Here is a 14,311-nt window from a genome sequence, read left to right as displayed (position 1 = left end):
GAACGCACTAAAGGTTGGAGTTTCGCCCCCGGACGAATGCGCCCTGGGGGCACGTGATTCGCAGTGCTTACAGCGTCAGGAAGTTTTCTATGAGTTTTTTGCCGGCGTCGGTTAGAACACTTTCGGGATGGAATTGCACGCCTTCGACCGCATGCTTCCGGTGACGCAGGCCCATGATGGTGCGGATGCCGTCTTTTTCGGTGGTCCAGGCGCTGACTTCTAATTCCGTCGGGAGATTTTTTTCTTCCACGATGAGGGAGTGATAGCGCGTAGCTGTCATCGGCATGGGCAGGCCCTGGAAGACGGTGCGATTGTCATGCATGACAGCGCTGGTTTTGCCGTGCATCAGGTGCGGAGCGCGGACCACGCGTCCGCCGAAGGCTTCGCCGATGGCCTGATGTCCGAGGCAGACGCCGAGCACGGGAATCTTGCCCGCAAAATGCCGGATCAAGTCGACGCTGATGCCGGCTTCGTGCGGCGTGCAGGGGCCGGGGGAGACGACGATCCGCGTGGGCTGCAAGTCCTCGACTTCGCTCACCGTAATCTGATCGTTGCGGCGAACTTCGACTTCTGCACCGAGTTCGCCGATGTATTGCACCAGGTTGTAGGTGAACGAGTCGTAGTTGTCGAGTATGAAAATCAAAATACAGACCTTGAGAAATTGGGCGTCAGTCGTCGGACGTCAGCCCTCTTCTGAATAGATTACAGAAAAACTCGTGGGCGGGGATGAGTTTTGGCGCGGTTAATGGAGTAGTGGACTACTGGGAAAGCAGGTTCTTCAACGGCGCAGATCGACTCGCTTCGCTCGCCGACCTGGTGCGCTCGGGATGACCGAGATAGCGCGGCGGGATGGCGCTGGAGACAGGGATTGGCCGGTAGGTGACTCTACCAGATGGTTTGGACTACCTTCGATTGGCGGATTGAGGCGTCAGCAGTGATGAGGGGGATGCCCTCTACGATTGCTGTGGACGCGATCAGGCGGTCCGCGGGGTCTTTGGGGAAATTTTTGGGGAGGCGGACGCCGAGGGCAGCGATCTCGGCGGTCACGGGTTTGAGGATAACGCGAGAGATGGTTTCGCGGACGAACGACTCGACGCTGCCTACGACCATGATCCGTCCGTTGTGCGCCAGCCAGGCGAGTTCCCACAGGCTGATGGTCGCGATAGCGATTCCCGTCTCTTGTCGGGCTCCGTTATGCCGAGCCTGGCGGATGGCCTCGCGGGCTTGTTTTGACAACCGGCTGGAATCGGTGGCCATCCAGAAAAGGGCGTGAGTGTCCAGCAGGATCACTTGCTCTCCCAATCTTCTAGTGGGGTGACAGGACCGACGATGTCGCCAACGCCCTGCGCCTTGCCTGCCATATAGTCAAATATGTCGTCGGCCTGCGTTTCAGCGGGGACGAGTTTGGCTACGGGCTTGCCGTGCTTGGTGATCAGCACGGGCTCTCCGCTCTGCAGAACCTGATCCATGACGGCAAGGCATCGGGCTTTGAATTGGCCGGCTGGCATTTGCTTCATTGGGTACCCTCGATATAGTCATATTATAATGACTATAAGCGCAATGCAAGTGGCATGATGACAAAGGTGACCCAAAGTCCCTCGACTGCGCAAGCCGGCTCGGTTCGTTCACCGACCCGCTTTGCTCAGGGATGACAGATTGTTCTTAGTTCGTCGGAGTTAATGCGGCTTGCGTTGTCGCCACTGGCAGTTCGTCGCCGCGGAAGTATCTCGAACTGTCTCTATATTTATCTTTGTCTTTCGATCCCGCTCCAGATGCGGCTTTGGCGTCGGCGGCTTTCATTTCTGGCATGGCTTGGTAGGGCTTGGAGTAGTCGTTGGCGGCGTTCCAGAATAAGAATCCGATGCCGCCTTTGGCTTTGGCGGTTTCAACTTGAATTTTTATGTATTCGGGTGAATAAGTTTTCGTGCGCCAGTGGAAGGCTTGCAGCCAGGGGCGGATCACCACGCCACTTCCTTTGGTGATTAATTCGAAGCGGTCCATGGATTCGCCGATGAAGTGGGCGGGTTCGTCGCCAGGGTGGGCGATGTTGTCCATGCCGAAGAAGTGGCTGGGATAGATCATGGGGCTGAGGACGTCGCAGTAGTGGGCCATGCCGACAATGTCCTGTCCGGTGTGGGCGAGGTCAACGGGGCGTTGCCAGGCCATTACGCCGAAGACGTCGAGGGAAAGCAGGACGCCGGTGGGGTGGAGTTCGGCGTAGGCCTTTTTCAGGAAGGCAGTGATGACGTCAGTGCGTTGGGGACCGCGGGGGGCGGCTTCCGGCTTCCGGCCTCCGGTTTTCGGGTTCTTGGCTTCCAGCTTCGGGTTTCCTGCTTCCGCTGCCGTGGTGGTCTTGCTCGGCTTCGCCGTCGCGGGACGGACGAATGCGTCCGTCCCCACGTGGGAGTCGTCGGATGCTGCCGAATCGGATTGATCTTTCTGGTAGACGAAGGCTGCGTCTTTTTGGTCGCCTTCGGCGGGGAATCTTACGTAATCGAATTGGATCTCGTCGACGCCGAGTTGGGCTACGTGCTTGGCGAGGGCGATGTCATAATCTTGCACTTTGGGATTGGAGGGATCGGTCCAGACCAGCTTGCCGTTTTCACGCCACGCTTGCTTATTTTTTCTCGATTGAACCGCGAGTTCAAGATGATTCACCACCAGGTGCTCGTCGCGGAACATGGCGATGCGGGCGATGGCGTGCATGTTTTGCTGGTGCAGGAAGCGCACGAACTTTGGCACGTCGTGGATATAGACCTGGTGCGGGCCGAGCAGCGGGTGCTCGAAGGGAATGGTCACGCTGCCGTCGGAGTCTTTGATGTCGAAGACGACGGCGTTACCGCCGACCTCGCGCCAGTGCTTGATGATGCGCATGCCGTGGGGGCTGCCGGCCATGATGCCGGTCAGGTAAATGGCGCGGACTTCAAAATCTTTGGGCACGGGAATCGTTTTCTCGGTGATGGGAGCGGCAAGGATTCCCGGAATCACGATGTTCTCGTTGGCCTTGAGGATATTGGAGGCGTCGGGTTTATGATTTACGGCGCGGATGGCATCGGCCAGGTCGAACGACGTGAGGTAGCTGGTCTTCCCAAGGTAGCGGCGGGCTATCGTGGGTATAGCTTCTCCGCGCTTTGCGATGTAGATTTCTGTGCCGGGGGCTGCAATGGGCAGCGCCGGAATGTTCGCGGGTTTCGCTGTAGTCGCGCTGACGGGGCGGAGTTGTGCCGGTTCGGCAGTGGAAGACACGGCGGGCTTGGCGGACGCTACTTTGGAAGTCTGCGCATTGGCGGTGAAGTCGGACGTGGATCCCGAGCCTACCAGCCACGCGGCGGCGCCGAACAAGAGACACGAAATGCCAGAGACGATGCGAACCGACGAAAGGCGCAAGCGTTCCTCCCAAAAGCCTACCTGTGTGCGATAGTAGCCGCGGGTTGGGTGGCGTGCTAGTTACGGGGGATGTAACACGGTTGGGAAAGACGAAGTTCTTAGTCTCAGTTCTCAGTTGGTGCAAGAGCGCGGTGGGAATTTCGTGCCCGTACCAAGGCTGCTTGGCCTCGGCCCCTTCGACAGGCTCAGGGCAGGCTGCTCGCCACATTCCTTCCTTGATGGTGCAAAGGTTTGCTCTTTGAGGTGTTGAGGTTCCTAGTTGGGGAGTGGAGAAGACGGGTGGAGTTGCGCTAAGTCGCAATATTTGTTTGTGTTGCAAAGATTACAGAACGCCGTCGGGACGTGGCCAGCCGGTTGCTTATTTCCTTGGCAGCCGGATGCTGGAAGCTGAACTGAACTGGTGAATGCTTCCAGAATAGACCAGAGAGTAGGGGTTAAGACTTCCGGAAAATTAGAGAACGAAGAGCCGACGAAATGGCGGCCTCACGAAAGGGAAAAATTACCGGGAGCCCGGCTGACATCTCCGGCTAGAATCTCCTGGCAATCACTTTATGAGAACGAATCTCGCAACAGTGCTCGATCCGAACCGCCGCAGCAACGATGCTGGAGAGTTTGATGCCGCGCTACGCCGCCGCATTGTGGGGCAGGACGCAGCCGTAGAGAAGGTCGTCGAGATATATCAGATGTTTCTGGCGGGGCTGAATGCGCCGGGGCGTCCGGTGGGGAACCTGCTGTTTCTGGGGCCCACGGGATCCGGTAAAACTCGCGTGGTCGAGGCCATGGCCGAGGCGTTGTTCGGGGACTCGCGGGCATGCATCAAGATTGACTGCGCGGAGTTCCAGCATTCGCACGAGATTGCAAAGTTGATTGGTTCGCCTCCGGGATATTTGGGACATCGCGAGACGCATCCTCTGCTCACTCAGGAAGCGCTGAACCAGTGGTTCACGGAAAAGCTGAAACTGTCGATTCTGCTGTTTGACGAAATTGAGAAGGCGTCGGATTCGCTGTGGCAATTGCTGCTGGGAATTCTCGACAAAGCGACACTGACGTTGGGCGACAACCGCCGCGTGGACATGTCGCAGTGCATCATCATCATGACGTCGAATCTGGGCGCATCGGAAATGACCGATCTGGTGGATGGCGGATTCGGCTTCGCTCCGAAAGTCGTGGAAGTCAACGGATCGTTCGACGACAAGATTCAGCGCACCGCGGTGGAAGCGGCGCGGCGCAAATTTACGCCGGAGTTCATGAACCGCATCGACAAGACGGTGGTGTTCAAGACGCTGCGCGATGAGCATCTGTCGCAGATTCTGGACATTGAACTTGGGATGGTGCAGCAGCGCGTGCTGATGGCGGCGGGCACGAACCAGTTCGTCTTCAACTGCACGCCGGCGGTGAAAGAGTATTTGCTGAAGGAAGGCACAGACCCGCGGTATGGGGCGCGGCACTTGAAGCGCGCGATCGAGCGCAATCTGGTTTTCCCGCTGGCGAACCTGGTCGCGACCGGTCAGGTGAAGCTGGGAGATTTCGTCCGCGTGGACATGGCTTCGCAGAACAAGATGATCTTCGTGAAAGAAGCCGAGAACACAATGGCTCCGGTGCTGCTGGAGCGCTACGGAGCAGCGGCCGCGAGCCAGCCGAATGTCAGGGCGGCGCGTACGGCGGTGAACAATCGCCGCGACTTCGGCACCGGCCCTTCGCCTTCGGTGGCGGAGAGCAAATAAGTCTTGTGAGTTTTACCCTTCTCGCTTGACCGCATCTCGCGAGTCGTATGTCACTCCGGCGCCGGAATCTTTCCGGCGCCTTTTTTCCTTTGGAAGCGGCATTGTGAACGGCAGGTGGCCCCAGGGCTAAAGCCCTCCATCATGGCCACGGCTGACGCAGCCCTGAAGGGCCGATCTTCCACGAGGGCCGCTCCTCCACGAAAATCGGTCCTAGACCGCTTCGGCTTGCCATTTTTGTTTTTGGCGTTCGATGGCTTGGTAGCAGTCGCAGGCGGATTGTTCGAGCTTCTGGCGGTTCAGGATGCGGACGCTGCCGCGGGAATACTGAATCATGCCGGCCCTCTGGAGCGCGCCGGCCGCCACGGTCACGCTGGCCCGGCGAGTGCCGAGCATTTGCGATAGAAATTCCTGAGTCAAGGGCAGATGGGCACCCCCGATGCGGTCGTGGCTCATCAAGAGCCAGCGCGCCAGGCGTTCGGTGACGCCGTGCAGACGGTTGCACGCAGCGAGTTGTGTCGACTGCATCCCGAGCATCATGGCAAACTGCTGCAAGTGTTTTTCAAGTTCCGGGCAGTCGGGCAGGATTCTGAGCAGAGTATCTACGTCGACTCGATACGCGGTGCCATCGCCCTGGGTGACCACGCGGAGACCGCTGGTCTTGAATCCGAAGACGATCGGAACACCGATGAATCCTTCTTTCCCGATGAGGCCGACTTCGACGCTCTTGCCATCGGGCTGAATGGTAAGGACGGAGCCGAGTCCGTTATTTAAAAAGTAGCCTGAGCGAATGGCCTCGCTGGGCTCGTGCAAAACCTGATGCAGCTTGAGGCGGACGAATTCGAGCGCCGGGAACAGTTGTGCGGCTTCCCTACGGGGAAGGTCCCGCAGAATGACATTTCCTATGTCTCTGCCATCTCCGTCTTCTTTGTCAGATGCTTTATCGGTAGACAGCTTCGGAGCTCTAAGCGAACGAGGGAGAGCAACTCTAGCCAAACGCGCTCCTTAAAAGCGAAAGTCGGTCGTCTGATTTCGCACGGAACCGTTGCCAGATGGCCTATGGCGGAACGATGCTGAACGAGACAATCCAACCTACACTTCTTTTATCTATCTGTATGTACGTTGACGAACATACGTAGGATGCGCAGCGTGCAGACGGTCTGGCGGAGCGGAGCGTAACATTCCAGTAACGCAGAAAAAGTAGCCGTCGGGGTGAGCCTGTGAGTGAAGCCAGGAAACCAACTCAAATCAAATCGTACATTTTGCCGAACCCACGCCTCGACGGGGAAGGAGTTCGGATAAAAGCGAGAGTGATCCGCTGCCCGTACTGCGTCGAGGCCGGCGAGTTCAGGGCGATGGCGGAGCTGGATCAGGCGGAGGGGCACATCTGCTCCCGCTGCGCACACGTGGACATGGCTTCGAATCCACTCTTTCAGTGCACTTGCAGCAAGTGTGCAGGGCTACGTTTTCTTTGACGATCCGAATTAGGACCTCTTTACATTGGAATTCATAAGTTGTGGGGAGACTTTGAGATGGTCGACTCGTCGTCGATGCCGGGCCTTCTCCATTGTACGATCTGCAAGAAACCTGTGTGCCTGGAAACGGCAAATACAGACGAACAGGGCCAAGCAGTCCATGAAGACTGCTATTGCGCTCGACTGAGGCAAAATGCGAAGGCAAGAACCAATGGAGACGGTGATCAGCGAGCCTCGCGACGAGCAGGTTGACGCGTGTTCAAGTCCGCATCCTTTAATCGATTATCTGATAATCAATTATCTGAAATTCTAATCGATGATGCGAAATTCCGGCGACTCCACTTGCAGTAAACGGAAGGCTTCCTCGACCGTACGAACCACGTGGAGATCGGGACGGGTCAGTTCGCCGAGAATCTGAAACATGCGCGCCATACCGTATACCGAGTCGAGAGGGGCGACAACGATCCGCATTTCTCCGTGCGGGATGGCGGGAGGACGCCGTGCCAGCGCACGCACGCCCTTGCTGGAAACTTCAAACTTCGTGACTGCGGAAAGGTCAACCAGCCCGCGACAGGGTGGGTGAGAGGCGACATATCGTTCGATCGATTCGTAGGCGTGGAGGAGAATCTCGTCGTCGAGGTTGCCTTTCACAGTGACGCGAAGCAGTCTGTTTCCGGCGTCGAAATCAATGACGAAGCCCAACGAGAACCTCCCCCTCGGCGGTTCCAGCCGTTGCGCTAGAGTACCGCATTTTAGAAAAACTTTCCCCTTGCCGGTGAGTCGGGTGCTTCAAGGGGCGGGATAGGCCGTTTTTCCGGAGACAAGGCCGTCGCTCTGCCTGAAAAACGGCTGCGCTTCCCCACCACTTCCGAAAAGTTCGGCTAGAATCACGGGAAGCAATGCGTCTTCAGTGGGCAATCGCGGGCCTGTTCCTTGCCACCTTCCTGATTGGCAGAGGTTCTGGACAGAGTCCAAACAATCCCAACCAGACGAGCCCGAATTCGGCGATCGCGAATCCGGCCGATTCTCATCCGACCAGGGCCGCGACAACAAACTCCAGCACTAACCGGAAAGTGAAAGCAGAAGGGGGCAGCGAGGCCTGCGCCTCGTGCCACTCCGAAATCTACCGGACCTACCAGAAAACAGTGATGGCCGGGGCGAGTGGCGCTGCCAGCGAGGCATTGATCACCGGCGAGTTCACCCATAAGCCTTCGGGCATTCGCTACCGAATCTACAAGCAGAACGGCCAGGCATGGATGAGCTACGAGCGGGCGGGGGAGACCGGCTTTCGCGGGGAGCGCGAGCTTTCTTATTTCATCGGCTCGGGAGTGAAAGGGCGGACGTATCTGTTTTCGAGCGACGATTTTTTATTTGAGGCTCCGATTAACTGGTATTCGCAGGAAGGGCGATGGAATATGACGCCAGCGTACACCGAGGCGAGCGAGGTGCCAATGAACTTGCCGGCATATGTGGATTGCCTGAATTGCCACACCAGCGGGCTGCAACCGCCGGTGACGGGGACGGACAACAAATTTTCCGGGAAACCGTTTCTGCATGGCGGCATCACTTGCGAGCGCTGCCACGGCACGGGCGAAGGACATGGCGAAAGAAAGGGCCAAGACCAAGACAAGGGCCAAGACCAAGACAAGGGCCAAGACAAGGGGATGATTGTAAATCCCGCGAAGCTCTCTCCCGACCGCCGCGATGCGATCTGCATGGAGTGTCACTTCGAGGGCGCAGTCGCGGTGGAGCAACCGGGGAAACGCACGTACCAGTTTCAGCCGGGGGAAAAACTTTCGGACTACATTCACTATTTTCTTCTCAGCGGAACCGAGCCGCAGAGGCCGCAGGGACTCAGCCAGTTTGAGGCGCTGTCGGAGAGTATGTGCAAAATCAGGTCAGGCGACAAGATGTGGTGCGGAAGTTGCCACGATCCGCATAAAGAGCCGGAGGCGGCGCAGAAGGCGGCATACTACCGGAGCAAATGCCTGGCGTGTCATGAAGAAAAATTTGCAGCCCAGCATCATCCCGACAAGCCAGACTGTACGGCTTGCCATATGCCGGCATTGCCAAGTAAAGACGTGGCGCACACGGAGGCGACGGACCACCGTATCCAGCGAAATCCCAAAGAGGCGCCGCTGCCGCGTCTAGAAGTGCGGGGAACGCCCGGTGCGCCGCTGATCGCTTTTCCGGAGAGTGACTCATCGCTTGCGACTAGCCGCGATTTCGCGCTGGCCTGGGAGACTCTGGCGCTGCGCAATGTGGAAGGCGCGGGGCGGCGGGCGGATGGCTATTTGCGCAAAGCTGTAATCGAGAGGCCGGAGGATCCGGTGTTACTGGCGGCTTTGGGGTTTGTGGAGCAAGCTCATGGCCGCGAGAAACAGGCGCATGAGCTATATGAGCGGGCGCTGAAGATCGATCCCTTGGAGAATGACGCGGCAGCGAATCTCGGCGTGTTGGAGGCACGGTCGGGGAACCTGCGGAGGGCGGTAGAGTTGTGGCAGGGAGCGTTTGTGAGAGTGCCGTATCGAAGTGCGATCGGGATGGACTTGGCGATGGTGTTCTGCGCGGCAGGGCAAAAAGAGATTGCGCGGCGGTATGTAGAGCAGGTGCTGGAGTTCAATCCGGATTACGGGAAGGCGAAAGAGTTGCTGGCGCACCTGAGCGAGAATCCTGCGCAATGCAAGCCGTAGTGGAAAAGAACTGGTTGGGCGAGTTCGTCGAATGCGTTCGACGTCTGAGTTCGATCCGAAAAAAACGGCCCGGTGGAGAACCGGGCCGCGAGTGTTGGGAGGTCGCGCCTAGAACCGGAGTTGAGCGCGAATCTGGAGAGAGCGCGGCGAGGCGTCGGCGCCCAGGAATGAGCCGAAGATGCTGGTGGGAGTTGCCACCGCGCGCACGCTGTAGCCGAACTGGGAGTCCGAGATGTTCCCGATCGGCTGATCGAAGTTGGGATGGTTGAGGATGTTGAAGGCCTGTGCGCCGATTTGGAATTCAGCGCCCTCCCAGTGCGGAATGCGGAAGTTCTTCATCAGTGTCAGGTCCGTGTCGAAGTAATCAGGTCCATAGATCTGGTTGCGGCGCTGGTTGCCGTAGGAGCCGATGCCACCGGGGCCGATCGGTGAAGTAAATTCCGAAGGGGTCATGCACGGTGTCGTGGTCACGAAGGTATTGAAGACATTCGAGGAGCTGCAAGAGAGCGGTCCCACCGAGGAATCGGCGAAGATCGTGTTCGCGTAATTGAAACCGGACAAGACCCCACCGGCGGTGCCATCAATGGCGGTGAAGGGGAGCCCCGAGCGCACGAAGAGCGTGCCGGAAACAGTCCAGTCGGCCAGCAGATCCAAAGCCCGATTACTGAGTTTCGGAGTGTGATAGACGTAGCTGAGATTGGCCTGCTTGCGGACGTCGTAATCGGCGTTGCCGTAATTGTATTGGCGGAAGTTATAGGGATTCTGCGGCGTTAAGATGCTGGTGTTGGTGTCGAAGTTAAAGGGCAGGAAGCCGCCGTTGGAGATGTCGTCGAGGGCGTGACTCCAGGTGAACGAAGCCTGCACCTGGAAGGCGCTGGAAACATGGCGCGTGAATGAAGCGGTTAAGCCGTTGTAGTTGGAGACGCCGTAATTGCCGACTTCGGTGACGGTGCTGAAGCGCGAATCGGGAGCGGCCGCAGGCAAGCCGGTGAATGAAGCAATGGGAGTCAAAAGACCCTCGGCGGTACTCACTGCCGAGAGGCACGCGGCTCCGCAGTATGCATTGAAGCCGGCATTGGTGGCTGCTAGATCGGAGCCATGATTGCCGACGTAATTGATGCTGAGCGACATTTTGGATCCGATTGCCTGCTGCACTTCCAGGTTCCATTCCTGATAGGTGGGATATTGAATGCGGTGCGCCGAGCTGGTGAGGGTGGGTGGGCTAAAGAACGGCAGAGCCGCGGAAATCTGCGCGAGAGTCTGCCCAGAGTTAAAACCGGAAACGAAGGCGGCGTTGGACGATTGCGCTAGCGACTGAGCGTTGCCAGTGACGCCTGGGGCGAGCAGGCCTGTCGTGACGAAGGTATTTTTCAACGGCGGATTGGTGTCGAAGGAGCTGGCGATGGTTCCAGGGAAGATGTCGGAGAATATTCCAGCTCCGCCGCGGATGACGGTAGTGCCTCGACCCAGGGGCTGCCACGCGAATCCGACTCGGGGTTCCCAACTGATGCTCTGGTAATTCGGGAGCGCCTGGTTCAGGCCAGTTTGGATCGCTTGATTGTACGGCTGAGATGGGTCGTGGGATACATCGAGGAATGAATTCGTGAGACGAGCAAAGCAATTGGTTTGGCAGACGGGATCGGAGTTATGTTCGGCACGCAATGAGAGCGTGACTTTCAAGTGCGGCAGGATGGCCCATTCGTCTTGCGCATAGAGGCCAAGACTATAGAGCGCGAGAGGTTCTGTGGGGCGGCTGGCGAAGCCCTGCTCAAATACATCCGCGCTGCCGGCGTTGAAACTGCTCTGAGAATTGAAAACGGCGAGAGGGATGGTTCCGAGGAATCCACCCGGGGTGTAGTCGGTGATGTCGTTGCGGCGATAGTTCGCGCCGAACTTCAGAGAGTGACTGCCCCTCTGCCAGGAATAGTCATCGGAGACCTGATACTGCGTGACATTGCGCCCCTGCGGCCACGATGAATACAAGGTGGTTCCGAGAGGACTGCCGGGCGAACTGAATTGATTGCCGGAAAAGAACAGGTCGTAAGGCATCAGAGACGTAGCTTTACCCAGACTGGGAGGACCAAACACTGCGCCATACCAGGAGCCGGCCAGGATGAATTGGTTGATGGCGTTTACTCCCACCTGATGAGTCTCCTGAAGTTGACCCTCGTATTGCGGCTGAACACTCTGCGCGTTGAGCACGGGAGTAAGAGGATCGGTGACCGACGCCTGAAGTCCGTGGTCGGTACGGAAGTGAATAAACGCGCGATCCCTGCTGCCGAAGTTCTGGTCCACGCGAGCGGTCATCAACCATTCGGTCGTCAGGTTCGTGGCATTGGACTGAAACTGGAGCGCGCAGGGTGCGCTTCCGGCGAGAGTGACAGATCCATCGCAACCCCCTGCGGGAAGAGTGTTCGCCGCGCGCGAAGCTCCGGGAGCGCTGTTATAGATGGAAAAAATCTGATTGTAGAACGAAGTCTCCGAGGACGGAATTTTGGCGAGAGTCGCCGCCTGAAACTGAGGACTCGGAATGTAGACCGGTTGAGAAGTCGGAATCAGGAGGCGTAAACCTTCGGTATCGACAAAGAAAAAGGTCTTGTTCTTAATGATCGGCCCTCCCAGCGAAGCCGCCCATTGATTGGCGTTGTCGAAGGATCGAGGCGTGCCGCTATTGTTCAGGAACCAGTCGTTGGCGTTGAGCACGCGGCCATTCCAGAAATATTCGGCATTGCCGTGAAACTTGTTGCCGCCGGATTTGGTCACGAAGTTTACGTTAGCTCCCGCAAGGCTGCCGTATTCTCCGGCGTAGCCGTTGTTCACCACGGTGGCAGTCTGGACGTCGTTGGCGCCGAGCAGAAGATTGGTCGCTCCGGAATTGCTGAGATTGAGGAATGGATCGTTTTCATTCATGCCGTCGACGGTAAAAAGATTCGAGGTCGCGGAGATGCCGAAGGTGGCGCTGTTGCCGTAACCGGCTTGGGTGTTCATCGTTGCGCCGGGGGCGGTCTGCACGTAGTACGTCAGATCATTGCCGGGGTTCGGGATGTTGGCGACAATCTCGGGGCTGATCGTGGTCGAGACATTGCCATTGTCTACCTGGAGATTCGAGCCCTGAGCGGTGACTTCGACCGTTGTGCTCGAGGTTGCGACCTGGAGCTTGATGTTGACGCTGCTGGCTTGCCCGACCGCGACGGAAACAACTTGCTGCGAGCCTTGGAAACCCGGAGCGGTGGCGGACACGCTATAGCTGCCCGGATTCAGCAGGGCAAAACGATAGGCTCCCGTGCTGCTCGAGTTGGCGGTCTGAGTGGTACCGGTATCGTTGTTTTTTAGAGTTACGGTTGCGTTGGGAACCGCGGCGCCGCTGGGGTCGGTGACGGTGCCTCCGACGTCGCCCGAGGTGAGTGACTGCGTCCGCCCCAGGGTGGGAAAGAGGAAAAAAACGAAGAACATGATGGCAATAAAAGACACAAGGACACTAGAGAAGAAAAGGGACTGCGACTTCATGACGGAAATCCTCCGGAGCTGCCCGATTCGAAATATCTGTGCTGGGTCGTGGCCGGGGCACGACCGATTTCGCGGCAGTGCACACCGATACGCCGTACCTCGCCAAAGTCGCGTCCCAAAAGAGATAAGAGCGGAGTAAACGCAGGACTAACTTTCCGGAGCGGAGAATCCGTCGAAACAAACGCGCTGGCGTTGCCAATCGCGGAATTTTGATGCGTGAATGTCAGTCTGTAATTTGCATTGAGTATGTCCTGAGGCGGGAGCGAACGGTATCGGGTGATTCCCGTACCGGGACCAGAAGGCTGACTGCGAGGTTTACGCGCGGAGCGAGCCAGGTTTGGAACTAATCAAAAACCTTGAGCGCATCGTTGATAGAACTTCCGACAATGTTCCCGTCACCAGCTTGCACGCGGATGGGGGCAAAACGCGTGAAGTTGGCCAATAATCACCGCAGTGGTGGAATTGAGCCACCAACACCGGATTCAAAGCGCGATGGGCGGGCAATGGTGGTTGCCTCTAACTCTGCTGAAGGGAACGGCTTGGAAATAGTTTCACTGTCGGCGGATCGAGTGGCAACCGGGCTGCATTGTTCTAAGCAAAGCCGCGCTCCAGCGGCTTATTGGCTTCGACGTACTATTTCCGGCATCGAGTTCAATAGATATTTCGATACATATTTCGATATCCATAGGCTTGGGGAGCTGGCATTGAGGAAAGACGACATTTCGAGGGTGCGCAATATAAAATATCCCGACTGGCAGCGCGAATTTGAAGCGGCTCTTGTTGATGGTGACGCGGAGACGTTGCGGCAACGCGTGGATGCGGCGGAAGCAGCCATATTTCTGCGCTCGCAAGCTTCGGCAGGCCCCACGGAGAAAGAAGCGATGGCCGAAGCCATTCGCAGACTGCGCGCGGTTCAGAGGAAGAAACTAGGATATCCAGATTGGAAGAAAAGCTGACAGCCCAGCCACAGGTTTCGGGCATCTTATGTCGGCGATGGCAGCCAACCCTTTGCGGAAGCGCGTTTTGCTCGTGGACGACAATATTGCCGTTCGCACCCTGGTGCACCAGTTGTTTGAATCGGAACCGAGTTTCGAAGTCGTAGGGGAAGCAGAGAACGGGCGCGAGGCGATCGAAAAGGCAGACAACCTGAAGCCTGATCTCGTCATCCTCGACCTGACGATGCCTGTGATGAATGGTTTCGACGCGGCCGCGGAGTTAATGAGGCGGCTTCCCGCTATGAAGATCATTTTGTTTACCGTCGAGGAAGGGCCGGAAGTAGAACGGTTGGCCCGTCAGGCGGGCGTGCAGGCAGTAATCTCGAAGGATCGGGCGGCTCAGCTGATTCCGCAATCATACTGCTTGTTAGGACTGGCACAAGGCGATTCTGGGCCACTAGAGAATGCGAGCTAGCGTGCGGCGAATATTCCCGCACCATTTCGCGCCTGCGGCCATCGAAACACGCGTACATTCAAATCGCCGCGCAACCCGTGACACAACCTCGGAGCGCTCTTTTGCTCTCTAACGTGGC

Annotated in this window: 11 protein-coding genes; 4 read left to right on the top strand and 7 right to left on the bottom strand. The window is 57.6% G+C overall.

All coding sequences use genetic code 11. The features are described 5' to 3' along the window. Positions 1-67: 67 nt before the first annotated feature. From VGM18_16090 to VGM18_16075, 4 genes are all read right to left on the bottom strand, one after another. Positions 68-643 (bottom strand): aminodeoxychorismate/anthranilate synthase component II, encoded by a 576-nt coding sequence (locus VGM18_16090; GenBank protein ID HEY3974525.1) that lies wholly within the window; start codon positions 641-643, stop codon positions 68-70. Positions 644-885: 242 nt separating this feature from the next. Continuing rightward, the gene (locus VGM18_16085; protein ID HEY3974524.1) at positions 886-1,290 is read right to left on the bottom strand and encodes a type II toxin-antitoxin system VapC family toxin; all 405 of its coding nucleotides are present in this window, start codon (positions 1,288-1,290) and stop codon (positions 886-888) included. Beyond that, the gene (locus tag VGM18_16080; GenBank protein HEY3974523.1) at positions 1,287-1,517 is read right to left on the bottom strand and encodes a type II toxin-antitoxin system Phd/YefM family antitoxin; all 231 of its coding nucleotides are present in this window, start codon (positions 1,515-1,517) and stop codon (positions 1,287-1,289) included. Before VGM18_16080 ends, VGM18_16085 begins: the two co-directional genes overlap by 4 nt. A gap of 145 nt (positions 1,518-1,662) precedes the next feature. Further along, a complete protein-coding gene (locus tag VGM18_16075) occupies positions 1,663-3,387 on the bottom strand; it encodes a putative glycoside hydrolase (GenBank protein ID HEY3974522.1) in 1,725 nt (574 codons plus the stop codon). Positions 3,388-3,938: 551 nt separating this feature from the next. Between VGM18_16075 and VGM18_16070 the strand changes: the two genes are divergently transcribed. Next, entirely contained in the window at positions 3,939-5,111 is a 1,173-nt protein-coding gene (locus VGM18_16070) for an AAA family ATPase (GenBank protein ID HEY3974521.1), read from the top strand. A gap of 210 nt (positions 5,112-5,321) precedes the next feature. Here the strand turns inward: VGM18_16070 and VGM18_16065 are convergent, their stop codons facing one another. Both VGM18_16065 and VGM18_16060 read right to left on the bottom strand, forming a co-directional pair. Beyond that, the gene (locus VGM18_16065; GenBank protein ID HEY3974520.1) at positions 5,322-6,104 is read right to left on the bottom strand and encodes a Crp/Fnr family transcriptional regulator; all 783 of its coding nucleotides are present in this window, start codon (positions 6,102-6,104) and stop codon (positions 5,322-5,324) included. Positions 6,105-6,892: 788 nt separating this feature from the next. After that, positions 6,893-7,285, bottom strand: coding sequence for a hypothetical protein (locus VGM18_16060; GenBank protein HEY3974519.1), 393 nt, complete (start codon positions 7,283-7,285; stop codon positions 6,893-6,895). Positions 7,286-7,482: 197 nt separating this feature from the next. Between VGM18_16060 and VGM18_16055 the strand changes: the two genes are divergently transcribed. Continuing rightward, complete coding sequence (locus VGM18_16055; GenBank protein ID HEY3974518.1) at positions 7,483-9,276, top strand: cytochrome c3 family protein; 1,794 nt, start codon at positions 7,483-7,485, stop codon at positions 9,274-9,276. A 108-nt stretch (positions 9,277-9,384) separates the two neighbouring features. On the opposite strand, the gene VGM18_16050 is transcribed toward VGM18_16055, so the two are convergent. After that, positions 9,385-12,783, bottom strand: a complete 3,399-nt coding sequence (locus tag VGM18_16050) for a carboxypeptidase regulatory-like domain-containing protein (GenBank protein ID HEY3974517.1) — start codon at positions 12,781-12,783, stop codon at positions 9,385-9,387. 428 nt (positions 12,784-13,211) lie between these two features. Between VGM18_16050 and VGM18_16045 the strand changes: the two genes are divergently transcribed. Beyond that, positions 13,212-13,739 carry a hypothetical protein gene (locus VGM18_16045; protein HEY3974516.1) on the top strand — a complete coding sequence of 176 codons (528 nt, stop codon included), beginning with the start codon at positions 13,212-13,214 and terminating at the stop codon, positions 13,737-13,739. Between the two features lie 28 nt (positions 13,740-13,767). Then, positions 13,768-14,193 carry a response regulator transcription factor gene (locus VGM18_16040; protein ID HEY3974515.1) on the top strand — a complete coding sequence of 142 codons (426 nt, stop codon included), beginning with the start codon at positions 13,768-13,770 and terminating at the stop codon, positions 14,191-14,193. Positions 14,194-14,311 lie beyond the last annotated feature (118 nt).

Source organism: Candidatus Sulfotelmatobacter sp. (assembly GCA_036500765.1).
Lineage (GTDB): Bacteria > Acidobacteriota > Terriglobia > Terriglobales > Acidobacteriaceae > Sulfotelmatobacter.
This window is presented reverse-complemented; position numbering and strand designations above follow the sequence as displayed.